18 protein-coding genes are annotated in these 23,525 nt (G+C 55.4%); 12 read left to right on the forward strand and 6 right to left on the reverse strand.

Going from position 1 to position 23,525, the window contains the following annotated elements; all coding sequences use genetic code 11:
• Position 1: 1 nt before the first annotated feature.
• Both O5O45_RS07425 and O5O45_RS07430 read right to left on the reverse strand, forming a co-directional pair.
• Positions 2 to 556: a hypothetical protein gene (locus O5O45_RS07425; protein ID WP_305904586.1), complete on the reverse strand. Its 555-nt coding sequence runs from the start codon at positions 554 to 556 to the stop codon at positions 2 to 4.
• Positions 557 to 967: 411 nt separating this feature from the next.
• Positions 968 to 2,881, reverse strand: a complete 1,914-nt coding sequence (locus O5O45_RS07430; protein ID WP_305904587.1) for a putative bifunctional diguanylate cyclase/phosphodiesterase — start codon at positions 2,879 to 2,881, stop codon at positions 968 to 970.
• 477 nt (positions 2,882 to 3,358) lie between these two features.
• Between O5O45_RS07430 and O5O45_RS07435 the strand changes: the two genes are divergently transcribed.
• Positions 3,359 to 4,294, forward strand: a complete 936-nt coding sequence (locus O5O45_RS07435) for a DUF2914 domain-containing protein (RefSeq protein ID WP_305904588.1) — start codon at positions 3,359 to 3,361, stop codon at positions 4,292 to 4,294.
• 90 nt (positions 4,295 to 4,384) lie between these two features.
• On the opposite strand, the gene O5O45_RS07440 is transcribed toward O5O45_RS07435, so the two are convergent.
• The gene (locus O5O45_RS07440; protein ID WP_305904589.1) at positions 4,385 to 4,744 is read right to left on the reverse strand and encodes a hypothetical protein; all 360 of its coding nucleotides are present in this window, start codon (positions 4,742 to 4,744) and stop codon (positions 4,385 to 4,387) included.
• A gap of 323 nt (positions 4,745 to 5,067) precedes the next feature.
• Between O5O45_RS07440 and O5O45_RS07445 the strand changes: the two genes are divergently transcribed.
• The 10 genes from O5O45_RS07445 (at position 5,068) to O5O45_RS07490 (ending at position 18,787) form a co-directional block, all read left to right on the forward strand.
• Positions 5,068 to 6,231 (forward strand): efflux RND transporter periplasmic adaptor subunit, encoded by a 1,164-nt coding sequence (locus O5O45_RS07445; RefSeq protein WP_305904590.1) that lies wholly within the window; start codon positions 5,068 to 5,070, stop codon positions 6,229 to 6,231.
• A complete protein-coding gene (locus O5O45_RS07450; protein WP_305904591.1) occupies positions 6,231 to 9,413 on the forward strand; it encodes an efflux RND transporter permease subunit in 3,183 nt (1,060 codons plus the stop codon). The genes O5O45_RS07445 and O5O45_RS07450 overlap by 1 nt, the downstream gene beginning before the upstream one ends.
• A 197-nt stretch (positions 9,414 to 9,610) precedes the next feature.
• Complete coding sequence (locus O5O45_RS07455; RefSeq protein WP_305904592.1) at positions 9,611 to 10,030, forward strand: oxidoreductase; 420 nt, start codon at positions 9,611 to 9,613, stop codon at positions 10,028 to 10,030.
• A 156-nt stretch (positions 10,031 to 10,186) separates the two neighbouring features.
• Positions 10,187 to 10,996, forward strand: coding sequence for a response regulator (locus tag O5O45_RS07460; RefSeq protein WP_305904593.1), 810 nt, complete (start codon positions 10,187 to 10,189; stop codon positions 10,994 to 10,996).
• Positions 10,997 to 11,031: 35 nt separating this feature from the next.
• Entirely contained in the window at positions 11,032 to 11,883 is an 852-nt protein-coding gene (locus O5O45_RS07465; protein WP_305904594.1) for an HDOD domain-containing protein, read from the forward strand.
• A gap of 25 nt (positions 11,884 to 11,908) precedes the next feature.
• A complete protein-coding gene (locus O5O45_RS07470; protein WP_305904595.1) occupies positions 11,909 to 13,732 on the forward strand; it encodes a sensor histidine kinase in 1,824 nt (607 codons plus the stop codon).
• Positions 13,729 to 15,072: an HD domain-containing phosphohydrolase gene (locus tag O5O45_RS07475; RefSeq protein ID WP_305904596.1), complete on the forward strand. Its 1,344-nt coding sequence runs from the start codon at positions 13,729 to 13,731 to the stop codon at positions 15,070 to 15,072. The genes O5O45_RS07470 and O5O45_RS07475 overlap by 4 nt, the downstream gene beginning before the upstream one ends.
• Before the next feature lie 11 nt (positions 15,073 to 15,083).
• Positions 15,084 to 15,623: a response regulator gene (locus O5O45_RS07480; RefSeq protein ID WP_305904597.1), complete on the forward strand. Its 540-nt coding sequence runs from the start codon at positions 15,084 to 15,086 to the stop codon at positions 15,621 to 15,623.
• A gap of 182 nt (positions 15,624 to 15,805) precedes the next feature.
• The gene (locus O5O45_RS07485; RefSeq protein ID WP_305904598.1) at positions 15,806 to 17,584 is read left to right on the forward strand and encodes a sensor histidine kinase; all 1,779 of its coding nucleotides are present in this window, start codon (positions 15,806 to 15,808) and stop codon (positions 17,582 to 17,584) included.
• Positions 17,585 to 17,845: 261 nt separating this feature from the next.
• Positions 17,846 to 18,787 (forward strand): cation diffusion facilitator family transporter, encoded by a 942-nt coding sequence (locus O5O45_RS07490; protein ID WP_305904599.1) that lies wholly within the window; start codon positions 17,846 to 17,848, stop codon positions 18,785 to 18,787.
• 113 nt (positions 18,788 to 18,900) lie between these two features.
• On the opposite strand, the gene O5O45_RS07495 is transcribed toward O5O45_RS07490, so the two are convergent.
• Positions 18,901 to 20,031, reverse strand: a complete 1,131-nt coding sequence (locus tag O5O45_RS07495) for an NHL repeat-containing protein (protein WP_305904600.1) — start codon at positions 20,029 to 20,031, stop codon at positions 18,901 to 18,903.
• Between the two features lie 97 nt (positions 20,032 to 20,128).
• On the reverse strand, positions 20,129 to 20,767 hold the full coding sequence (gene narL / locus O5O45_RS07500; RefSeq protein ID WP_305904601.1) for a two-component system response regulator NarL: 639 nt from the start codon (positions 20,765 to 20,767) through the stop codon (positions 20,129 to 20,131).
• Positions 20,768 to 21,171: 404 nt separating this feature from the next.
• Between narL and O5O45_RS07505 the strand changes: the two genes are divergently transcribed.
• Positions 21,172 to 22,788 carry an MFS transporter gene (locus tag O5O45_RS07505; RefSeq protein WP_305904602.1) on the forward strand — a complete coding sequence of 539 codons (1,617 nt, stop codon included), beginning with the start codon at positions 21,172 to 21,174 and terminating at the stop codon, positions 22,786 to 22,788.
• A 124-nt stretch (positions 22,789 to 22,912) separates the two neighbouring features.
• Here O5O45_RS07505 and O5O45_RS07510 read toward each other — a convergent pair whose 3' ends face one another.
• Complete coding sequence (locus O5O45_RS07510) at positions 22,913 to 23,500, reverse strand: SCO family protein (protein ID WP_305904603.1); 588 nt, start codon at positions 23,498 to 23,500, stop codon at positions 22,913 to 22,915.
• Between the last annotated feature and the right edge of the window lie 25 nt (positions 23,501 to 23,525).

Below are 23,525 nucleotides of genomic sequence, written 5' to 3' on the forward strand. Positions count from 1 at the left end.
TTCAGGCCACCAATCCCCAGGCGTTGATGCTGTTGAACAGACTGCACTCTTTGGGAAATTCCTGGCTGTACAGCCACTGCTCGGCGGCGCAGTGGCCGGCGACGTACATCTCCGTGTGTCGATGAGACTGCGCCCGCTCAATCAAGTTCAAGTCATTGTCGTCATGATGCGGCGCCCCCAACCCTTTTGCGATGAGATAGCACTGCATTTGCAGGCGCTGTCGGTCGCTGCACTGAAAAAACTCCGCCGTCGCATCCGCCGCGCCCTGCAGATAATCCAGTGTATGTTCGAACAGAGCAGGGTGCAGCAGAATGTCCGGGGCGAAACCGTTCAGGCGCATTTCCAGCACCTGGGTTGACCAGAACATCTGCAGTTGTTTGATGGATTCGGAGGGCGCGCAGGAACAACGCGGATCTTTACGCACGGAGTTGACGCTGAGGTTGCCGAGGACGATATGTTCATCCGCGTCCTTTTTCATGGCTTCAGTCAGACTGTATATCAGGCAGACAATAAGACCAAACAGTATTGCCTCCATCCCGTGGATCAGCCATTGCATAGATTGATGTATCCCTTTTATTAATCCGGCAGACGCATAGCGATCTTCTATTTGTCTGCAAACGACAGGGCCGGCGCATGTCAGCTCCTGTCTCCTGCGGTCTGTCGCCGCACAGGGTGATTGTTTTAGTTTCCGTCTCTTTTACTGCTTTGACCTGTCAGCGTTTTGTCCTTGCTCGTGCGGTGTCGGTATTCCGCCTGGCGTCAGCAACGCATGCTTATAACTGCTGGTAATCAAGTTATACCAATCACGCAGAAGCGCCTGTGATCCAGGTGACATTTTGTTTTATGTCGAAAGGATTAGGCTGAAACTGTGAAGAACCGCATGTGCGATACGTTAACCAGGACGACTTATTGGCGCGCCAGACAGAGTGTTGGCGCGCTCAGACTAGAGAAGAAGAGATTTGACGGCTCAGGCGGTCTGCTTGAGCTTATGCTCGTTCAGATAGATGTAGAGATCTTCGAAGGACAAGGGCTTGCTGAACAGATAACCCTGGGCGAAATCGCATTGATTGGCGATCAGGTACTCTTTCTGGTCGGCGGTCTCCACGCCCTCCGCCACGACTTTCAATTGCAGTTTGTGGGCGACGGCGATAATCGCCGAGGTGATTTCCATATCGTTGCTGTCCTCGGGAATATCGCGCACGAATTCCCGGTCTACCTTCAGCGCATTCACCGGCAGCTTTTTCAGGTAGCTTAATGAGGAATAACCTGAGCCGAAGTCGTCGATGGCCAGACTGACCCCGGTTTGTTTGAGGCGCTTCAACTTGTCTGTGACGGCTTCAATGTCGCCCATCAACATACTTTCCGTCACTTCCAGCTCCAGCCACTGCGGCTCCAGGCCGGTTTCGTTGAGCACTTCCTCAATGTTTTGCTCCAGTTTCGGGTCATCAAACTGACGTGCGGAAAGGTTGACGGCGATTTTGATGGCGGAGCCAGTCAGGTCCTGCAGCATTTTCATCTGCATGCAGGCGTTCTTCAGCACCCAGCGTCCGATCGGATTGATGAGGCCGGTTTCTTCCGCCACGCTGATGAAGTTGTCCGGCATCACCAGTCCCTTACTGGGGTGATGCCAGCGGATCAACGCCTCGACGCAGACGATCTTGCCGGAGGCCAGATTGATCTGGGGCTGGAAGCCGAGGGTGAACTCTTCAAACTGCAGCGCATGGCGCAGCTCCTGCTCCATCAGTAATTGTTTGAGGGCATGGGCGTTCAGTTCTTCCGTATAGAAATGATAACGGTCGCGGCCATGCTCTTTGGCCCGGTACAGCGCCAGATCCGCGTTCTTCATCAGCACGTCCGCGTTGGCGCCATCCGTCGGGGCCAGGGTGACGCCGATGCTGGTGGAGACAATCACTTCATGCTTTTTCAGCTTGATCGGCGCCTTGAGCGCTTTCAGGATTTGCGTGGCGACGGGGGTGACGGAAAAAGTATCGACGATGTCGGTTAACAGCACAGTGAACTCGTCGCCGCCCAAGCGGGCGACGGTGTCTTTGGCGCGCACGCAGTTTTTCAGACGCTGCGCCACGGTTTGCAGCAGGCTGTCGCCAGCGTCGTGCCCCAGGGTGTCGTTGATGCGTTTGAACTGGTCCAGGTCGAGAAACAGCAGGGCGATCTGTTTACGATCGCGACGGGCGGCTTTCACCGCCTGCTCCAGGCGGTCCACGAACAGGCGGCGGTTGGCGAGTCCGGTGAGGGAGTCGTACAACGCCATTTGCTGCATCTTGCGGTTGGCTTCCTTCAGCTCGCTGACATCCACTCCGGAGATGACATAGTTGGTGACGGTGTTGTCGCTGTCGCAGACGGTGGATACGGTCACCGCCCACCAGAAATCATGGCCGTCCCGGCGACGGCTTAATACTTCGCCTTCCCAACCATCGTACAGAATCTCGCTTTCCCAGATTTGCTCCTGCGGTTTTTCCTCGTCCATATCTTTGGGATTAAGGATGTCGAGGAAGCGGCCGCGCGCTTCATCCTGGCCATAGCCGGTGACGTTAACGAACTTGTTGTTAACGAACTCAATGCGGCCAAGACGGTCGGTGATGATAATCGAACAGCCACTGTTAGTGACCGCACTGCTCAGCTTCTTTAGTTTGAAGTCGCGCTCATGCAGCGCTCTGACCTTGGCGGCGAGCTGACGGTTTAGGCGGATTTGAATCAGGGATAAAAACGCGAAGATAACGGCAATGCTGAGGGTGGTCAGAATCGGCCAGGACAGGCTTTCCCCCTCAAAGTAATACAGTGAAGCCAAGTGGATGGCTGCGACGCTTCCCAGCATAAGCAACGAGATAGGTAGTACGTTCCAAAACTCACCATGTTTTCGCATGTATCTGCTTCTCTGTGTCCAGGTTCCATCCGGTAACCTACTGCGGGCCTCTTCTTAAGACTCCCAGTGTAGAAGCTGCCCTCAGGTTGCTATAGTCAGATTTTGTAACCATCGTAACCATATGTAAAGCGACAAAGTCGGAGTGTGACGCCCCTCAAAAAAAGCGTCCCGGTCTGATTACGGGTTGTAATCTGTTAAATAATTTTTACAAAGCCCATGCCGGCGGACTTGCATCTGTTCATGGCAATTCCCCTGTATTGGCGCGGCGAGGCTAGGCCGGATGTATGGGGCTTTGATCGACGCTGAGGACGTAGAGAGCATTAATCATTAAAAAAGGGATAGGTTAGATCGAAAGCTCGCCAATCGGAGGTGACAGTGGTGTCAAATTTGGTGGCCGGGGAGTAGAATCCGAGCGCAAAATAATCAACCGCCTGTGGCCATATTAAAAAAGAACACAACCTTAGGTCGGACCCTTACATGTCGCAAAAATTAGTCATCCGAGTCAAAAATGCGGAGTCGTTGGCGGACGCATCCGCCAAGCCGCCGCAAACCGTTACGGTATACCATTGGAATCGCATCATCGCCGCTGGCTGCGTCGCATTCGCACTGTTTGCCGGGGCGCTATGGGGCGTGTATCGCTGGGCGTTCACCTCGCCGGCGGACGTATCGCAGACAGATTTCGTCGCACAGAATGAGCCTTCGGTCATCACGGACGAACGGCCTGAGCAAGCGGCTGAATCGACGTCGGTCTCGTTGGCCGCAGAAGATAAGCGTGAAGAATGGGTCAGTGGCCGTGCAGAATCGACGATAGATGAGCCTGTCATCGCAGACGCCACGCCAGAGATCCCGGCGGAGCCTGTTGTAGCGCCGGACCCTGTCGCACCGGAAAGCACGCTTGAAGAGAGCGTCGTCATTGCCGAGCCAGCCGCCACGCTTGCTGAGGAAGCCCCGCCTGAAGTCGAGACGGTTGAGGAAGTCGAGGTGGCGCAAGACATGGAAGACATGCAAGAAGACCCTGTCGATCCCACCAAACGTAGACATCTGGAGACTGTCTCCAGCGGTGGTGAGCCGGTGAAAATCTTTTCGGACGCCATCAGTCGCGCGCAATTGACTCAGGAACTGGACGATAGCGAACCGACCAACGCCCTGCGCGACAGCATCGTTATGAACGACGAGGGCCTGTTGCGCATCTACCTGTTTACGGAAATGATGGATATGACCGGGCAGACGCTTTATCACGAATGGTATCGCGACGATAAGCGGGTGGCGCGTATAAGAATACGTCCCCATCGTTCGCCCATGCGCGCCTCCTCCAGCAAATTTATTGATCGTCATATGCTGGGGCAGTGGACGGTCAAAGTGACGGGCCCGGAAGGCAATGTGCTGGCCGAAGCGGCCTTTTCGGTAAACTAGACGGTAGTTAAGTGATTGAGCGAAAGAAAGCCCGATGCAATGTCGGGCTTTCTCATGGGATTTGCGGCGGATCGGTATGGGCGTGATTGCTCAGCGGGACACCGGATTGCAGTTCTTGATGACCACTTTACCTTCCAACATCGCGCCCCGGGAATATTCCTGAAAATAACAGGTATTGGTTTTAGGGTCGTAATTCTCGATCCACATGTTGTCGTCTTTCCAGGTCGCCGCCACATGCTGCATGCCCTCAGGGACCGACAGACTCATGGTGCCGCCCCAGCGCTTCACGAACATTTGCTGCAGATAGAAATAATAGAAAGAGGCGCAGACCACCAAAATAACGCCACTGACCACTGCGGCGGGTATCCACTGTTTAAGTTTTAGACCGAGCAGGTAAAGCGTTCCCCCGGTGAGGGCGAGGACGAAAATCCAATATATATAAGTTATCATCGTTAACTTCCAAATTTTCCTTTATCGATTTAAAGTGTTAGTCGGCGCAAACGACTAGTCCCGGCGGCGCGTTGTCAGTTCACGACTGCAAAGCTGACCGGCGCGGGCGTTGCTCCCGAAAACCCGTTTGCGGGTCATGCAATTTATCAAAACGTCGTATTCAGATTTACAGCGACCGCGGTGAAACTGAAACTGTAGTACGTTGCAGGGCTAAGGTTAAGCCCTTGTTTTGCATTTATAAAATATTAAGCGCAGAGCCGCCTCTCCGGCAGTCTCACCGCGGCCGCCCGTCCGCCGTATTTCTGCGCCGCACGAGTCAAGAAATGGAGAAGACACTGATGCGCACGCGCATACCCACCTATTGGATTTCATTCGGAATTATCGTCGCATTAGCTGTCTGGCTGATGGCGGGGCCTGTGCAAACCGCTCAGACCGAAGCGCCGGAGGCGACGAAACAAGAGAAGGCCGCACTGTCTAAGGTGGCTTATGAAGTCGCGCAGGCTGAAACGATCAAGAAAACATTGGAGATTCAGGGACAGATTGATGTCTGGCGCCAGGTGAATCTGCAATCCCGTCTGGGGTCTACGGTTGAAAAAGTCGCCGCAGAACGCGGTCATCGTGTGAATCAAGGCGATCTCTTGCTGACCCTCAGTGAGGAAGATCTGCCGGCGCAAATGGCTCAGGCCAAAGCACAGAGGGAAGTGGCGCGCAGTGAATTGAAAGCCGCCAAGTCTCTGATGCAAAGAGGCCTGCAGGCGGAAACTGAATTGAAGGCGAAACAGGCCGCCCTGGCCAGCGCGGAAGCCGCCGTCGCCAGACTGGAGCAGAACCTGAAGCACACTCGTATTCTCGCGCCTTTCGCCGGCGTGGTCGAAGACCGGATGGTGGAGCTGGGCCAGACTGTGCAGGAAGGCGTATCCCTGGTGCGTCTTATCGATGATCACAAGTTGAAGCTAATGGGACAGGCGCCTCAGCAGCAGATTGGACTGCTCAGCATCGGCCAGCCGGTGACCGCGCACTTGCTGAACGGCGAAACTCTGACCGGCAGAGTGTCTTATATCGCCGCTCAAGCGGACGCCGACACCCGCTCCTTCACCGTGGAAGCGGAGCTGGATAACCCGCAGCGTTTGCGCGTGGCCGGCTCTACCGCCACCTTGAACATCGACGTCGGCGATGTTATGGCGCATCGCATTTCCGCTGCTTTGCTGAGTCTGGATGAAAAAGGCCGCCTCAGTGTGGAGTATCTGGATGCGGACCAGCGTGTCGCCCGTGCGCCGGTTGAGCGTATTCGCGCCAGCAATACGGAGCTCTGGGTCAGCGGACTGCCGGAAACCGTCAAGCTCATCACCATGGGGCGCGGTTACGCCAAACTGGGCGAGAAGGTGGATGCGACGCCGGAAGAAGAGTTGCTCAAACACGATCAAGACAAAGATGAAGAGCCGGATGCGGATAGCGCCAGTCTGGCGATGAAACAAGCGGTGAACTGATGGATAAGCTCATACGTGCGACGATGGATCGCTCGCGAGCGAGCGTGATTGTATTGTTGATGTTATGGATTGGCGGCTACTGGGCGTTTATGACCATGCCGAAAGAGTCCAATCCGGATATCACTATTCCCATAATTTATGTCTCCGTGTCTCATGAAGGCATCGCGCCGGAAGACGCGGAGCGCCTTTTGGCCCGTCCCCTGGAGCAGGAACTGCGCTCTCTGGAAGGCCTGAAAGAAATGCGTTCGGTGGCGGCGGAAGGCTACGCTTCGGTGACTTTGGAGTTCCTGGCCGGTTTCGATCCGGACCAGGCTCTGACGGATGTGCGCGAAAAAGTGGATACCGCCAAAGCCAAGCTGCCGGTGGAGAGTGATGAGCCTCGCGTTGTGGAAATCAATGTGTCGCAGTTTCCGGTGCTCAACCTGAGTCTGTCCGGCCCCTTCGCTGAAGACCAGTTGGTGCGCATCGCCCGGGAACTGAAGCGGCATATCGAAGGCATTCCTGAGGTATTGAAAGTAGAGATCGGCGGCGACCGTGAGGATTTACTGGAACTGGTGGCGGATATGCAGGTGCTGGAGCGTTACGGCATCGACTATGCGCAACTGTTTTCTCTGATCTCCAATAACAACCGTCTGGTGGCCGCAGGCAATATCGACACTGGCGCCGGGCGCATGGTGATCAAGGTGCCGGGGGTGATTGAAAACCTGCCTGATTTGTTGGGCATGCCGATCAAAATTCACGAAGGCCGCGTCATCACGTTCGGCGACGTCGCCACCGTGCAGCGCACTTTCAAAGACCCGGGCGGCTTCGCCAGAGTGGACGGCAAACCCGCCGTGGTGCTGGAAATCTCCAAGCGGGCCGGCGCCAATATCATCGAAACCATTGAGACGGTGAAGGCGGTGGTCAAGATCGCGGAAGGGCGCTGGCCCTCCAGCCTCAAGGTGACCTACATCACTGATGAATCCAAGCAGATTCGCGAGATGTTGCGCGACCTGCTTAACAACGTCCTGTTTGCGGTGGTGCTGGTGCTGATCGTCATGATCGCCGCCATGGGCATGCGTCCGGCGCTGTTGGTGGGCCTGACTATCCCCGGCGCATTCCTGGCCAGTTTGCTGGTGATCCAGGCGTTGGGCTTTACCCTAAATATCGTGGTGCTGTTCAGTCTTATTTTGGTTGCGGGAATGCTGGTGGATGGCGCCATCGTGGTGGCGGAACTGTCGGACCGTAATCTGGAAGGCGGCATGTCGCGCAAAGAGGCGTATGCGCAGGCGGCCTATCGTATGGCGTGGCCGGTTATCGCCTCCACCGCCACCACTTTGGCGGTGTTTATGCCCCTGCTGTTCTGGCCGGGTATGGTGGGCGAATTCATGAAATATCTGCCGGCGACGGTGATTGTCTGCCTTATCTCTTCATTGCTGATGGCGCTGATATTCATGCCAGTGCTGGGCGGCGTCTTCGGGCGTTCCAAAGCCCCGGACAACGCTTCCAGTGGGCCCAGTCGCTTCACTCACTGGTATGCCGCGGTGTTGGCGCGATTGCTGGCGGCGCCGGGGAAAACGCTGCTGATGTTTTTGGCGTTGTTGACGCTGACCTATATCGCGTACGGACGATACAACTATGGCGTTGAGTTTTTCCCGGAAGTGGAGCCTGACTCCGCCCAGGTGCTGGTGCACGCCAGAGGCGACCTGTCGGTGTACGAAAAAGACGCCATGTTGCAGGGCGTGGAGCAACGTCTGTCCGGCATGCCGGAAGTGCGGGCGTTGTATGCGCGCTCCTTCGCTATGGCGGACGGGGATATGGCGGAGGATGTCATCGGCGTCATTCGTTTTCAGCTGATCGACTGGCATGAGCGCCGTCCCGCCAATCGTATATTGGAAGACATGCGCATTCGCGTGCAGGACCTGCCGTTGAAGCTGGAGTTCCGCAAACAGGAAGACGGCCCGGCCCAGGGCAAACCGGTCAAGGTGCGTCTCTCCGGAACCACCGAGGAGGTGGAGGAAGCGGTGGGGCAACTGCATGAGCGTTTGCAGGAGTTGGGCGGCTTTATCGACATCTCCGACAATCGTCCGCTGCCAGGCATTGAATGGCGTATCGAAGTGGATCGCGAAAAAGCCGCGCGCTATGGCGTGGATGTGGCCACTGTCGGCAATGTAGTGCAGTTGGTGACCACGGGTCTGAAACTGGCGGACTATCGTCCTGACGACGCGGAGGAAGAGGTGGATATTCGCCTGCGTGCGCCGTTGGAGCGACGCACGCTGGACGCCTTGAGCGGGCAGATGGTGAGCACCGCCATGGGGCCTGTGCCGGTCTCCAATTTCACCCGCCTGATTCCCGCGCCGAAGACCGGCACCTTGCATCGGGTGGACGGAGAACGCTCTTTGACCGTGGAAGCGGATGTTGCGGAAGGCGTACAGGCGGATGAGCGCATTACTGCATTGAAGGAGTCTCTGGCTGAGCGTCCCCTGGATGACGTCATGGTGAAATTCGCCGGCGAAGACGAAGACCAGCGCGAAACCATGGTCTTCCTGGCGCAGGCGTTCATCATCGCCATTATGCTGATGGCGCTGATCCTGGTGGTGCAGTTCAACAGCATCTATCAGGCGGCGTTGGTGTTGTCCGCGATTGTATTCTCCACGGCGGGCGTGTTGCTGGGGCTGATGATTACCGGTCGGCCTTTCGGCATTGTCATGGTGGGGCTGGGGCTGATCGCTCTGGCGGGTATCGTGGTGAACAACAATATCATTCTGATCGACACCTACAACCAGATGCGCGCTTCCGGCGCGTCTCCCTACGAGGCGGCGCTGGAAACCGGAAAAGTGCGTCTGCGACCGGTGTTGCTGACGGCGGTCACCACGGTGCTGGGACTGATGCCCATGGTGCTGGGGGTGAATGTGGACTTGATGACGCCCTCCCTGGGTATTGGCGGACCCTCCACGCAGTGGTGGACGGAGCTGTCCAGCGCCATTGCCGGCGGACTGACTTTCGCCACCTTCCTGACTCTGCTGATTACGCCTTGTCTGTTGGTGATCGGCGAAAAAACCGGGGCCAAGTTGCGCACATTGTGGCGGCGTAATTTCGGCCGCCGTCGTGAGCAGGAGGACGTGGAGGAACTTCAGCCAGCGCCGCCAGTGCGCGGTCTCAGCGGCGCTCCACGGCCGCAGGAGGAGATCTTCGGCAAGTGATTTATGGCTCCGGCGCGGAATAAAAACTACACTGTAAACGGCTGCCGCCTGAATTCCAGACGCGCCCTCCACGGGACATGAGGTCTGTGCGTGGGGAAGGGAGATACGCTGAAATTGCTTTGGCGTAGCTTGAGGCAGTGTAGAGCAACGCGCCGGACAACCGTCAATTGTTCGGTCTCTGTTCGCCTGGGGCCGAAATGGAAGAGAAAGAATTTTATAGGGAACTGTTCAAGGGGCTTCGCGCCATCGCGGAGTCCGCTTTCCCGAAACGCTGCAATACTTGCGGTCGCGTCTATGAGACTGCGGAACAATTTCTATCCGAAACGGAAAGCATCCGCCACACCCGCAGCGGCATGAAAGAATCCGAGGACGATGACGGCTCTCTGATTGTCGAGGTGTTTCGCAACTGCGCCTGCGGCTCCACCTTGATGGATGTGTTTAACAACCGTCGCGACCTGTCCGAAGCCGGCCTCAGACGCCGCAAGCGTTTTGGCGACTTCCTTGAATTTTTGGTGGAGCAAGGCGTTGATCGGGAGCTGGCGCGCACCGAATTGCTGAAAGTGGCGCGCGGCATGCGCAGTCATGTTCTGGAGAAAATCCGCCCGCCTAAAATCTGATTTGTCCCCGCGTTGTTCTTCCCTTTGTTTTCCTTTTCGGCGCTGCGTCGATCTAGTTTCGCTTTCATAGCGCCCCCCACGGGACGACGTTTGCGCAACAGCGTATCGCTACTACACTATGTGAAGAGAGTTTGGAAGGAATCAAAGAGACTGTTAGTGGAAACAGATCAGCTCCCCGACGCCCTATTACTGGTGGATGATGAAGTTAATATTCTCAGGTCCCTCACGCGCCTGTTTCGTCGCGAAGGTTACCGAATCTTAACCGCCAACTCCGCGCAGGAAGGCCTTGACATACTGGCGCAGGAACCGGTGGCGGTGATTCTATCGGATCAACGTATGCCGGGCATGACGGGGTCGGAAATGTTCAAGGAAGTGAAGTCCCGCTATCCAGACACCATTCGGCTGATCATGAGCGGCTATACCGAGTTGGAAAGCATCACCTCCGCCATCAACGACGGCGCCGTCTACAAGTTCCTGCTCAAGCCCTGGGAAGACGAAAAGCTGCTGCAGCATATTCGTGAGGCGTTTTCCATCCATGAGCTGAAAAGTAAGAACGCCCGCCTGAATGAGCAGCTCAAGGAATTGAATCGTCAGTTGGAGCAGAAGGTGGAAGAGCAGAATCTGGAGTTGATACTGAATGTTCGCTCGCTGCGCGCCTCGCAGGAAATTCTTGAGCACTTGCCCGTCGCTATTGTCGGCGTCTCCGACGACGGCATGATCGTGGAAGTGAACGCCGCTGCTCGCGGCCTGTTGGGCGAGGGGCTGCAGGTCGGCATGTTCGTGATGCAGGTATTTCCGGAAAATGTATTCCACAGCTATATGGAGGCGGTGAAGTCGTCAGTCGGGGAGGTAGTGCAAGTCGCGGCGACTATCGGCGGCCAGTCCACGCATATGCTGATTAAACGTTTCAGCGGAAATTTCAACGTTTCAGGCACTGTCATGGCGATGCTGTCCGCGGAAGGATAAACAGCGCCGTGCGGACTTAATCAGGAGAGAAGGATATGACCTGGAATGTGGAGGAGATCAAAACCAAACTTTCCGAGCTTTCATCGCCCAACCCGGAAATTGAGGCCATCATCAAAATGATGGACGACGGCGTCAGCGATCTGGGCATCATTGGCAAAAAAGTATTGGCGGATCCCGTGTTGGCGGCGCGTATTCTGCAATTGGCCAACAGTTCTTTCTACGGCTTCACCAAGGAAGTGAAGGACGTGGACATGGCGTGCGTCATTCTCGGCGCCAATACCATTCGCAATCTGATTTACACCCTGGTAGTGCTTTCCCGCTTCAACGGCCCCCGGCAGGATACCCAGCTCGACTACACGCAAATCTGGCGGCACAGCCTGATGACCGCCTGTATTTCACAAGAGCTGTCGCGGCGCCAGAACATCGACTTTCTGACCGCATTCACCGCTGGCCTGTTCAACAATCTGGGCGTGGTGCTGATGGACTATTTTTACGGCGACGAAATTACGGAATGCGTAAGAGAAGCACGTCAGGAGAGGAAGCATTTGGTGTCGTCGGAACGCAGCATTCTTGGCAAAGATCATCGCGCGCTGTCCGCGATTGTTCTGGAGTGCTGGTCGTTTCCTCAGGAAATTGTGCAGGTGTTGAACTCAGGCAGTGAAATCAATACGCCTATGGCGTTGGCGGTCAGTCTGGGAGATGTGCTGGCCACCAGTATTGTCGGCAATTGTATCGCCGGGGTGCAGTTGCATTGTATTGCTCCCTGCAAAGTTGAAGCGAGCGGCGTGGATATCTCAGAGGTTCCCGCCATGACCCTCAATGGTTTGAAGTTGTTCAAGGAGCTGGCGTCGGAATTTATTCCCAAAGGCAAGAAAAACGGCTCCTGAGCCCCTGTTAGATAGGATAAACGGAATGTTGCTTTATAAGGTTGTTCATGATGCTGGCGGTAACCAGGGCAATATCAGTGAGTTACTGGAAGCCTTGTTCGCTGAAGACGAAGGCGTTTCGGTCAGCTGGATGTGGCTGGATCCGCAGAGTCAGTATATTGCGCAACACCTGCAAAGCTCGGTGATTTCGTTCCGCTTCAAATGGGGTGAGGAGGCGCTGAGCAGCCTGAGGGATCGGGTTGAGGAGTCTGAGCCCAACGCCTGGATTGGCTTTGAACTGCCGCTAGCCAACGGTAAAGTCCTGTATGGCTGGCATATCAAGATCAAGCTGAGCGAGAGCGCCTCCAGCGGCATCGCCGTGTGCGCAGATGAGCCGTTCAAACTGTCCGAGAGACTGGACAGCAAACTGAGTTGGGCGATGACCACCTTGGGGCTGACCCGTCGCAATGAAGTCCTGCAGTATCAGTTGACTGATTTACAGAAATTGATGTTGTTCCAGGTGGTGTGGGCAGAGACCTTGGAATGGATCAAAGGCGTGGAGAACGAAGACGACGAATTCTTCCGCGAGCTGCTGGTGCGTCTGGAGATTGTCACCGGCGCCAGCGGTTCCGCGCTGGAGCTGCGGGGGCAGCGTGGCGAGCCGCCGAAGTGGCTGGAAAAGGGGCTGACGCTGACCAAGCTACAGGGCATCGCCGCCGCCTTGGGCGATGAGTCGATTCTGGAGTCGGAGAAATCCCTGTGTCTGGGGGATCTGTCCGAAAAATGCCAGCCGCCAGGCAGCTGTCAGGACATTGATCAACTGAATATTTTTCCTATCCAGACCGGCGACGGGGTCTGCAAGGGCACGTTGTATCTCGCCAAAAGCAAGGGCAAGCCCGTGTTTTCCCTGGCGGACGAAATGTATATCTCGCAGATGGTCAGTCAGGCGTATAGCGGTTTTGAGAAAAACGCGCTGCTGGCGGAGCTGGAAAAAAGCAACCAGCAACTGGTGCTGGAGCGACAGCAGCAGGAGAAACTGATCAGCCAGCTGCAGGACACCCGGGCGCAATTGCTGCAATCGGAGAAGCTCGCCTCCATCGGCCAACTGGCGGCCGGGGTGGCGCATGAAATCAACAACCCCATCGGCTATGTTAGCTCCAACCTGACGACGTTGAATGAATACATCAGTACGTTGTTTGAGCTACTGGATGAAATTGAAGAGCGCTTAGGCGGCGACAAGGCGGAAGTGAAAGCCATCTTTAAAGAACTGGAAGAGAAGTACGAAACGGAATACATCAGGGGCGATGTCACGGACCTGATGAAGGAGTCCAACGAGGGCATCTATCGAGTCAAGCAGATCATTCAATCCCTGAAGGATTTCTCGCGGCCGGATACCGGTCAGTTTGAACTGGGCGATCTGAATCAGTACATCAACAAGACGCTCAATATTGTTCACAACGAGATCAAATACAAGGCGGAAGTCATCAAGGACTTTGGCGAGCTGCCCAAGATCGAGATGGTGGAGTCGCAGATTGGGCAAGTGATACTGAATCTGGTGGTCAACGCCGGTCATGCGATCGAACACAACGGCGTGATCAGGGTGTCAACCAGAGTGGTGGAGGACGGGTTCGTCTGTGTCTCCGTGGCGGATAACGGCAGCGGCATCGCCAAGGAAAACCTGTCCAAGCTCTATGACCCCTTCTTCACCACCAAGCCGGTGGGGCAGGGCACTGGGCTGGGACTGGCTTTGTCCTATGGCATCGTCAACAAACACCATGGCCGTTTGGAAGTGGAGAGCGAACTGGGAAAAGGTACGACGTTTTACGTCTATCTGCCCGTTAAGCAACCTAAACAGGGAGAGGAGCAATGACGCAAGACCTGGCTTCGCCGGATTCCGCCCTACCCGCGGCGTCTGACGCAGACGTTGATTATGTGTTGTTTGTCGACGACGAGAAGCCGATCCTCTCTTCCATTCAGCGCTTACTGCGTAAACAGGACTTTAAATGCCTGTTTGCGGAAAGCGGAGCGGATGGGCTGAAAATACTGGAGTCGCAGCGAATCGACCTGGTGATTTCCGACATGCGCATGCCGAATATGGACGGCGCTCAGTTTCTGTCACAGGTGAAAGCGCGCTGGCCGTTGACGGTGCGTATGCTGTTGACCGGTCACTCGGATATTTCCGCCACAGTGACCGCCCTCAATGAGGGCGGCATCTATCGCTACATCAGCAAACCCTGGGATGACGAAAATCTGATTGAAGTGATTCACGAAGGTTTGCGCATACGGCGTCTGGAGCGGGAGAAAAAACGCCTGCTCAACGTCACCCAGCAGCAGAACCGCGAACTGCAGAAGTTCAACAAGGATCTGGAAAAAATGGTCGCCGCGCGCACCGAGGAAGTGCGCCAGACTGCGGACATGCTGGAGCTGGCGTACCAGCAACTGAAAGACAGCTATGACGATTTCGTCAGAGTGTTCTCCACTTTCATCACCAGCCGCGGCTATTTGATCAAGGGCCACTCACAGAGCGTGGCGGACTTATCCAAATCCATCGCGGAGGCCATGGAGCTGCCGGAGGCGGACGTCAAACATATCTACTACGCCGGCTTGCTGCATGAGGTGGGCAAGCTCAGTCTGTCTGACGATGTGTTGAGTCGGGCGGAAGCCAAACTGACCCGGCAGGATGCGGTGGAGTATCAACGTTACCCGCTGTTGGGCGAAATGGCGCTGACGGCGATTGCGGAACTGGAGCCGACTTCCCGCTTTATCCGCCACCATGCGGAATACATGGACGGCAGCGGCTTTCCCGATAAGTTGAAAGGCGATGCTATTCCCATGGGCTCGCGGATCATCCGCGCCGTGCGCGACTTTGTAGGGCTGCAAAGCGGACTGATGCGCACCGACGCCATGACCAAGGATGATGCGTACAAGCTGATTCAGGATTACGCGGGCAAGCGCTACGACCCTCTGGTGGTGAAACTGCTGGCGCCGCTGGTGGAGAGCTACACCGGCGACGATGTGTTGCCTCATGAAGATAAACTCGGCGTGGGAGCGCTGGTTCCCGGTATGCGGTTATCCCGGGATTTAAAAAACACCAATGGCATTCTGCTCATCGCCAAAGGCCATGTGCTGACAGAGAAAATCATCGAAAAAATGCTGTCGTTGGAGAAACTGGAAAACCGCAAACTCAGTGTGTTCGTAATGAAAAGATAGGCGGGATCTATATGGCTACATTGGCGATTATCGACGATGAAGAAAATGTGCTGCGCGCCATGCAGCGGATATTACGCAAGAAGCCCTGGAAGGTTTTGACCTTTAGTGACCCCTACGAGGCCATTGACGCACTGAAGAAAGAGCCGGTGGATCTGGTGATTTCCGATTATCGGATGCCGGAAATCAACGGCGTGGAACTGCTAAACGCGCTCAAAGAAGTGCGTCCAGAGGCGTTGCGGATTCTGCTGAGCGGTCAGGCGGACATCGATGGCGTCACGTCCGCCATCAACGACGCGGAAATCTACCGCTTTATCTCCAAACCCTGGTCTGACGAGGATCTTTTGATGACGCTGGAGAACGCTCTGGAGCATAACGCTTTGGTGCGGGAGAACAGGCGCTTGTTGGATTTGGTGCGAAAACAGGAAGGGGCGCTGAAGAAGCAGTTGGAGGAATTGCAGCGACTGGAGGCCGCGACGCCAGGCATTACCCAGGTGAGCTGGAATGAGGACGGTAGTATTGATCTGGTGGATGAAGACTTCGACGAACTCTGACGCTGAAGTCGCTGACGAATGACGCAAGGTCTTTGCCCTCCGGCGCTGTGCGCGAGATGGCGAAGATATCGGAGCCATGACGCTCCGAAACATAAGGCGGACCTGCAGAGGAGCGCCAAGGAAAACCCGGCCGCGCGACGTCCTCATGATGAGGGTTGTAAAAGTCGTTGGATAACAAGGGCATGGATATATTGTTGAAGGCGGGCTATTTTCGCAGATTAAGACTTACCCGACGCTTGATGGTCGCCATCGCTGGGGCGTTGCTGCTGTTTTATGGAGGCTTCGCCTTTTACACCCTGTCTGGTCTGAAGAAACAGGTGTATGAAGACTTCTACGCCCGCGCTGATTACCTTATGGAAATCGCCGTGCAGGCGAACGCTCAGAATATGTGGGATTTTGACCTGAGTAAAAGCAATCAGTTCGCCAAATCCCTTTCCAAAGACCCCGTCGTCAGCGCCGTCATCTTTGAGGTTTACGACGCTGTCCAGAATGGCGGAAGTTTCTTTACCGGCAATATCGGCGGCATAGAGGAGGTGCGTCAGCGCTCTCCCAGTCTGGATGTGCTGGAGCCCGAACGCAGTCGCTATGAATTTCGTGAGGAACGGGAAGTGATTTGGGAAAACTCAGTCATTGGCCGCGCCTATCTGTACTTCACTGACGACCCCGTGCAAGCCAAACTGGAAGAGCAAACCGCCAGTTTTGTTCTGGCTTTGCTGGGCTTTTTATTCCTGTACCTGGTGGCGCTTTTTTATATTTTCAGTCATTGGTTCAGCCGACCGTTTTTAGGCATGCATCAATTGGTGGTTAGCCTGGGTGGCAGTCTGGACAAATATCGCCGCGACATGGAGCAGGGCGATAGTAATGAGAACGCCTTGCCGGATTTGGGAAAACTGTTGCAGCAGAATGACATCGACACGCACCGGGAAGATGAGATGGGAGATTTCATCCGCGCCTTCACCCAGGTGATGCAGGCGTTTACCGTGGTGGCGTCGGAGTTGTCGCAGCGCTCGCAACATGTCAGCAAATTGAATGAAGAGCTGGAGAACCGCATTCAGGAGCGGACCTGGGAGCTTAAACGCGCCAACGCCAGCCTGCAGGAATCACTGGAGTCGCTGCAAGTGACTCAGTCACAGATGGTGCAGCAGGAAAAGTTGGCGTCCCTGGGACAACTGGCGGCGGGCGTCGCCCACGAAATCAACAACCCAATTGGTTATGTCGCCAGTAATATCAATCGGCTGAAAGAATATTATTCTGACTACGACAAGCTGTTCCAGGTGGTGGAGGCGCACCATGATCGCGTGCCGGTGGAAGTGGCGGCGGAGCTGGATCGGGTGAAGGATGAGATCGACTACGATTTTCTAAAAGAGGATTTACCCGAACTCCTGCAGGATTGCCTGGAAGGCAGTCGCCGGGTGCAGGAAATCGTCGAAAATCTGAAGAACTACTCTCGCGTGGATCAGGGCGATGTGCACCAGGACTTCAATATCAACGACGTCATCACCAGCACGCTCAAACTGGTATGGAACGAGCTGAAGTATGACTGTGACGTGGAAACCGACTTGCAGAACACCGACCTGACCTGCGGCAACCAGGGACAGATTAACCAGGTGGTCTCCAATATTCTGGTCAACGCCAGTCACGCCATCAAGGAAACCCAACGTCACGGCAAGGTGCGCATTCGCACCCACAGCGACGCGGAATGGGTGTATGCGGAAGTGTCCGACACCGGCTGCGGCATACCTCAGGAGATTGTCTGCAAGATCTTCGATCCTTTTTTCACCACTAAACCGGTCGGCAAAGGCACCGGGCTGGGATTGAATATTTCCTACGATATTATCGTCAATAAGCATCGCGGCGACATCAAAGTGGAGAGTCGACCGGGCGTGGGGTCGACGTTCATCATCAAACTGCCGATCGCCCAACGCAAGGCGCAGCCGGAGCGTCCATCTTCCGCCGCTTGAGAGAAGATGCGCCCTTAGAAAATTAAGCCTATTGTCAGGCGACAAATTTCCTTAGAATCCCATGCTTCATGAGAAAGCGGGAAACTTACTCGTTATGTCGCTTTCCTAACTCATAAAAGAAATATCAGAGAGGCGCGCCCAAAGTCTGGTCGGCTCTCATTGCGTGCGACGCACGAAGATTTGCAACATCCATGTGGCTTAACAAGCCAGCACAGATGGACAACTTAATACCGACAGATAAAGAAAAGGAGACCCGTACGCATGGCGTCAGGTTCTAAAAAAGTGATTTATGCGGCCTTGATCGGCAACGCGCTGGTCGCGCTCACTAAATTCGCCGCGGCGGCTTTCACCGGCAGCTCGGCGATGTTTTCCGAAGGCGTTCACTCCGTGGTGGACACTGGTAACCAGGTGTTGTTGCTGCACGGGATGAAACGCTCCCAGCGTCCAGCTTCTGAGGATTTCCCGTTTGGACACGGCAAGGAAATCTACTTCTGGTCCTTCATTGTAGCGATCCTGATTTTCGCCTTGGGTGCGGGCATATCCATTTACGAGGGCGTTGAGCACATCCTGCACCCGCAGGTGGTGGAAAACCCGGTGGTTAACTATATCGTACTGTCCCTGGCGATTATTTTTGAGGGCTTCGCTTTCGGTATGGCGGTCAAAGAGTTCCGCAACGCCAAAGGGCAGATGGGCTACGTCGAGGCCGTGCAACGGGGCAAAGACCCCTCCATGTTCGTCGTGCTGTTTGAAGACGCCGCCGCCATGCTGGGTCTTCTAGTGGCGCTGGGCGGCATTATCATGGGACAGGTGACCGGCAACCCGGTATACGATGGCGTCGCCTCGGTCATCATCGGTTGTATCCTCGGTCTGACGGCGTTGTGGCTGGCGGTGGAGACCAAAGGTCTGCTGATCGGTGAAAGCGCCAACAAGAAAGTGGTGAAAAGCATTCGTGAAATGACCAGCGCCATTCCGGGTGTAGAGCATGTCAACGAAGTGCTCACCATGCATATGGGGCCGGACTTTGTACTGGTAAACGTCTCTGTGGACTTCGACGACAATATTTCCGCTGGCGAGATTGAAACTCGCATCGCCGCTCTCGACGAACAGATCAAATCCACCTTTCCAGAGTGCAAACGTATATTTGTGGAGGCGGAAAGTCGTCGTAAAAAGGCGGCGGTAGCGGCTCCCACTGTGGACGTGTAATGTCTCACTTCAAGACAGCGGCGTCATTTGGCGCCACTGTCTTCCTCCTTGTCGCCATTTCTTCCTGGTCATCACTATTACTTGATCACGCGTACTGAATCTTTCCGGCGCTGCTAAGAGTCGGATATCAACCCCTGCCGGATCAGTTTGTCCCTGGCCTCTTCCTGAATCAGCTGGCAGGCGTCAGGATCGTCTAGATTCAGCGTCAGAGGCGAACGGGTCAGTTTGTTGCCATAGCTCGATTTGCCTTCGAATAAGAGGCCTTTCTCGGTAATCAGCAAATCCTCGCCGCCAAACAGTGGGCCTTGGCCGATCGCCAGAGCGCTGGGGTTTTCGAAGGCGAACCAGGGAGTGGCGTAAAGCTCTGGAAAGTATTCGCGGCCAGTGGCGGGATCAGTGTATGAGGCGACATAGTGCAGGCGGCCGCTGAGAAAGCTGGTCAAGGCGACGCCGCCGCAATAAGGCATGATGTCATCCACGATCGCGCCGGGCTCCCGCCAGAGAGTGACGCCCAGGCTGGTTTGATAGTCGCCGTTGCGGTCAATGACCAGGGCGGGTATGGCGCCATTGGCGTCAAACTGGAAGCGTTTCACACTGTCGCCATCGCTGATGAAAAGCTGATCGCCCACCACTCTGACGCCATTGGGAGAGCCAAGTCCCCGTTCTCCGGCGATCCAGTCCCGCTGGAACCCGGTTATTTGCGGCGACCCGGCGGAGTCCGCTTCAGGAAACACCAGCGTAATGCGCGTCAGACCGGAAGTGGCGAAGAAGTTTTCATCCGCCACCAACAGTGCGCCGTCCGGGGCGAAAGCGACGCCATTAGGGATCGCCAGCGCATCAAAAGGGTCCTGCGTATCATCCCGGCGCGTTACGAATTCGAAGCGATAGTCGGGGTGAGACAGGTTGGCGGCGAGCAGGTGGTTGTTGCGAATGAGCAGCCAGCGCGTCTCCACACAGGATGTCAGCACCCAGTCGCCATGCTGCGCCATACCGGTGTAATTGCAACTGTCCAGTTCCAGAGGCGACAGCTCCGTGGAGAGGTAGGCGATTTCGCCGTTGGCGTCTGTGCGGGCGTCGATGCGGTATATGCCTTTGCCCCCGGTCACCAATAATTGGCCGTCCGACGTAAACAGAATATTTTCCGCATCGGGAATGGCGACCAGGGTTTGTTTTTCCAGGCATCCGCTCAAAAACGGCGGCAGGATGGCGGCGGCGATTGCGGCGCGCCAGTTGTTTCGATTCATGGATTTCCTTCCTGATGTTTTATTGTTGTTGGAAGGAAAATTGTCTTCGATTAACCCTGGGGCGAACATCACTCAAACGAGTGGCGCGCCCGCTATCTCACGCCTTGCGATTCACCAGCCAGACCGCCGCTTCGACCCGGGAGCGCATGCCCATCTTCTTGAGAATATGCTTAACGTGAACTTTCACGGTGCCGTCGGAGATATTCAGATCGCGGGCGATGACTTTGTTGCTGTGTCCCTGTGCGATGCGGGTGAGAATCTCATATTCACGGCTGGTCAGGGACGCGGAAGGATCGGCGGCTTCGACAGGCTTGCGCAGGGCGGAGGCGAGAATTTCCGTCAAGCGTTCGCTGATCGCCATTTTACCGAGCGTCACTTGTTTGATCTTTTCCAGGATGTCTTCCGGCTCCATGTCCTTCAGCAAATAGCCATCGGCGCCGGCGCGGAAACAGTTCACCACATCGGCTTCGTTATCAGACACTGTCAGCATGATAATGCGAGAGTCCACACCGGCGGCGCGAATGGCGCGTAAGGTATCCAGGCCGTCCATGCCCTGCATATTGAGGTCCAGCAGAATCAGGTCTGGCTCCAGCTCTTTCGCCCTGGCCAGCCCTTCCTCGCCGTTTTTGGCTTCGGCGACGATATCCAGCTCATCTTCCAACTCAATCAACTGTCGGATGCCTTTGCGAAACAGGGGGTGGTCGTCCACCATCATGATTGTTGCTTTTGCGCTCATCTCAGCTTCACCTTGTCATTCTTTTTCATATACGCCCAGCGTAATCTGGCGTGTTTCAGCATAACACGAACTCAGAGCAGCCCCTGCGACGGCGCGATAGGGACTTGATCCATATCAGGTTTGCCAACGATGGTCCTGAGCTGCGCATACTGAGGATATACCGCTTTTGCGCCGGGTTCGTCTACCTCATTGGAGGTATAGGAAGTCTTTCTCTAATTCTCAGTTATCGGTCTAAGTTTATGAAAAATGGGAAATAGTTGTAACTCCTAAAGTCGATTGCGAGCAAATAGCTCACGCAGCCCCGACATTGAGCGCTACCCCCTCCGGAGCATTGTCGCCCCATCTGTTTATAAAGATAGTTGAGCCGAAGATTATTTTTCAGGCCCAACGCAGAGGTAAGGCATATGGCGGACATCACTGCAGGCTGGAATCCGGAGGACAGTGGGTTCTGGCAAAAAACAGGTAAAAAAGTAGCGAATCGGAACTTGTGGATCTCCATTCCGAGTTTGCTGTGCGGCTTCGCCGTATGGTTGTACTGGGGCGTCATCACAGTACAGATGTTGAATCTGGGCTTTCCGTTTCAGGCGTCGGAATTGTTCACATTGATGGCGATCTCCGGTCTGACCGGCGCCACGCTGCGTATTCCCAGCAGCTTTTTCATTCGCCTATGCGGTGGTCGCAACACCATCTTTTTCACCACGGCGTTGTTGATGATTCCGGCAGTCGGCGCAGGCATCGCCCTGCAGAATAAAGACACGCCCCTGTGGGTGTTCCAGTTACTGGCGTTACTATCCGGTCTTGGGGGGGGCAATTTCGCTTCTTCTATGTCCAATATCAGCTTTTTCTTTCCCAAGAAGCAGCAAGGGTTGGCGTTGGGGTTGAATGCCGGTCTGGGTAACTTCGGCGTCACCACCATGCAGATATTGGTGCCGTTGTTCATGACGTTCGGCGCTTTCGGCGCGGCGGGCGGCGACCCTATGACCCTGGTCAATCCATCTGGTACGCTGATCGGCAAGATTCCTGCGGGTTCCGAAACCTGGATCCAAAACGCAGGTTTTGTGTGGCTGTTGTTCCTGGCGCCACTGGCCTTCGCCGGCTGGTTTGGCATGAACAATATTCGCACCGATGAAGTGTCGCCCGATATTGGCGGACCTCTCGGCGCTTTCTCCAAGATCACCTTCATGTTGTTGATCGGCTTCCTGACCTCCGTCGCCGGTCTGTGGTTGATGTTGCCTGAATCCGCCAACGGCTCAGGGTGGGGTATCCCTAAAGAACTGGTGTTAGTGGGTGTGATCGCCGCCACGGTGTTCCTGCTCAAGCTGTTGCCGGGACAGATTCGCAGCAGTCTGACTCGTCAGTACCGTATCTTCGGCAACCGTCATACCTGGGTGATGAGCGTCATCTACACCATGACTTTCGGCAGCTTTATTGGCTACGCAGCGGCCTTCCCGCTGGCGATCAAAGTAATCTTCGGCTATAGCCATGTGATGGTGGACGGGGTGATGACTCATAACACTGTTAATCCCAACGGTCCCAGCGCACTCATGTACGCTTGGATGGGCCCTTTCATCGGCGCGCTGATTCGCCCGGTGGGCGGCTGGATTTCCGATAAATTCGGTGGTGCGTTGGTCACTCAGATTTGTTCTCTGGTGATGGTGGTGTGCGCTCTGGCGGTCGCCTATTACATGAGTGCGGCCTATAACTCAGCAACCCCGGAAGAGTACTTTGCGCCTTTCTTCATCTTGTTCCTGGCGTTGTTCGCGGCGTCTGGCATCGGCAATGGCTCCACTTTCCGCACCATCGCCATGGTGTTCCCGAAAGAGCAGGCAGGCCCTGTGCTGGGCTGGACCTCTGCGGTGGCGGCCTATGGCGCTTTCTACATTCCGCAGGTGTTCGGCGAGCAGATCAAAGCCGCCACGCCAGAATACGCGCTGATCGGTTTTGCGGTGTTCTACGCGGTATGCGTTCTGGTGAACTGGTTCTTCTATCTGCGTAAAGGCGCTGAGTTTTATAACCCTTGATTCCCGAGTCACTCCTGCGGAGTGGAGTTTCGCCCCGTCGTTCACGCAGCTGGGACGAAACCTTTACCTTGGCGCGCCTTAGGGCGCGCTTTTTTATTAGGCGGAGAGTTTTGCAAGATAACTATCAGCTTTTGAGAAGTTGATCCAGATCTTTGGCGATCATGTCGGCGCTGAGATCATCCCGCAGCAACAGGCGGGCTTTGCCATTCGCATCGAACACAAACGCAGCGGAGCTGTGGGAGACTTCATAGTTGCCGGTTTCATCGGGCTTACCATAGCCGAACGCCACCCGGTAGCGTTTGGTGAGGGTCTGTAGCGCATCCATGTCGCCGGTGAGGCCGACGAACTCCGGGCCAAAGGCGTCGGTATAAGCCTTGAGCTGTTCCGGCGCGTCTCTTTTAGGGTCTACGCTGATAAACAGGATATTGATACGCTGCTGCTCGGCGGCCTCCAGTTTGCTGAGAGCGGACTTCAGTCTGGCGAGGGTGGTGGGGCAGATATCCGGACAATAGGTGTAACCGAAAAACAGGATATTGTACTTGCCGGTGAAATCTTTCTCCGACACCGGAGCGGCGTTTTCACTTTGCAGCGAAAACTCCAGCTCTGGCAGCATGCCGCTGATATCGGTCCCTGACCACTCCAAAGGTTCCTGGCTACAGGCGCTGGTCAGCGCCAATACGATTGCGATAAAAACAAGGCGTATCGCCGTCACGAAGATATCTCCTTAACAGTTTCTG

It is taken from the genome of Hahella sp. HNIBRBA332, assembly GCF_030719035.1.
Lineage (GTDB): Bacteria > Pseudomonadota > Gammaproteobacteria > Pseudomonadales > Oleiphilaceae > Hahella.

Excerpts from the sequence above, each read along its gene's own strand:
- O5O45_RS07425 (WP_305904586.1), bottom strand. The coding sequence starts at position 556 with ATGCAATGGCTGATCCACGGGATGGAGGCAATACTGTTTGGTCTTATT.
- O5O45_RS07430 (WP_305904587.1), bottom strand. The coding sequence starts at position 2,881 with ATGCGAAAACATGGTGAGTTTTGGAACGTACTACCTATCTCGTTGCTT.
- O5O45_RS07435 (WP_305904588.1), top strand. The coding sequence starts at position 3,359 with ATGTCGCAAAAATTAGTCATCCGAGTCAAAAATGCGGAGTCGTTGGCG.
- O5O45_RS07440 (WP_305904589.1), bottom strand. The coding sequence starts at position 4,744 with ATGATAACTTATATATATTGGATTTTCGTCCTCGCCCTCACCGGGGGA.
- O5O45_RS07445 (WP_305904590.1), top strand. The coding sequence starts at position 5,068 with ATGGAGAAGACACTGATGCGCACGCGCATACCCACCTATTGGATTTCA.
- O5O45_RS07450 (WP_305904591.1), top strand. The coding sequence starts at position 6,231 with ATGGATAAGCTCATACGTGCGACGATGGATCGCTCGCGAGCGAGCGTG.
- O5O45_RS07455 (WP_305904592.1), top strand. The coding sequence starts at position 9,611 with ATGGAAGAGAAAGAATTTTATAGGGAACTGTTCAAGGGGCTTCGCGCC.
- O5O45_RS07465 (WP_305904594.1), top strand. The coding sequence starts at position 11,032 with ATGACCTGGAATGTGGAGGAGATCAAAACCAAACTTTCCGAGCTTTCA.
- O5O45_RS07470 (WP_305904595.1), top strand. The coding sequence starts at position 11,909 with ATGTTGCTTTATAAGGTTGTTCATGATGCTGGCGGTAACCAGGGCAAT.
- O5O45_RS07475 (WP_305904596.1), top strand. The coding sequence starts at position 13,729 with ATGACGCAAGACCTGGCTTCGCCGGATTCCGCCCTACCCGCGGCGTCT.
- O5O45_RS07480 (WP_305904597.1), top strand. The coding sequence starts at position 15,084 with ATGGCTACATTGGCGATTATCGACGATGAAGAAAATGTGCTGCGCGCC.
- O5O45_RS07485 (WP_305904598.1), top strand. The coding sequence starts at position 15,806 with ATGGATATATTGTTGAAGGCGGGCTATTTTCGCAGATTAAGACTTACC.
- O5O45_RS07490 (WP_305904599.1), top strand. The coding sequence starts at position 17,846 with ATGGCGTCAGGTTCTAAAAAAGTGATTTATGCGGCCTTGATCGGCAAC.
- O5O45_RS07495 (WP_305904600.1), bottom strand. The coding sequence starts at position 20,031 with ATGAATCGAAACAACTGGCGCGCCGCAATCGCCGCCGCCATCCTGCCG.
- narL (WP_305904601.1), bottom strand. The coding sequence starts at position 20,767 with ATGAGCGCAAAAGCAACAATCATGATGGTGGACGACCACCCCCTGTTT.
- O5O45_RS07505 (WP_305904602.1), top strand. The coding sequence starts at position 21,172 with ATGGCGGACATCACTGCAGGCTGGAATCCGGAGGACAGTGGGTTCTGG.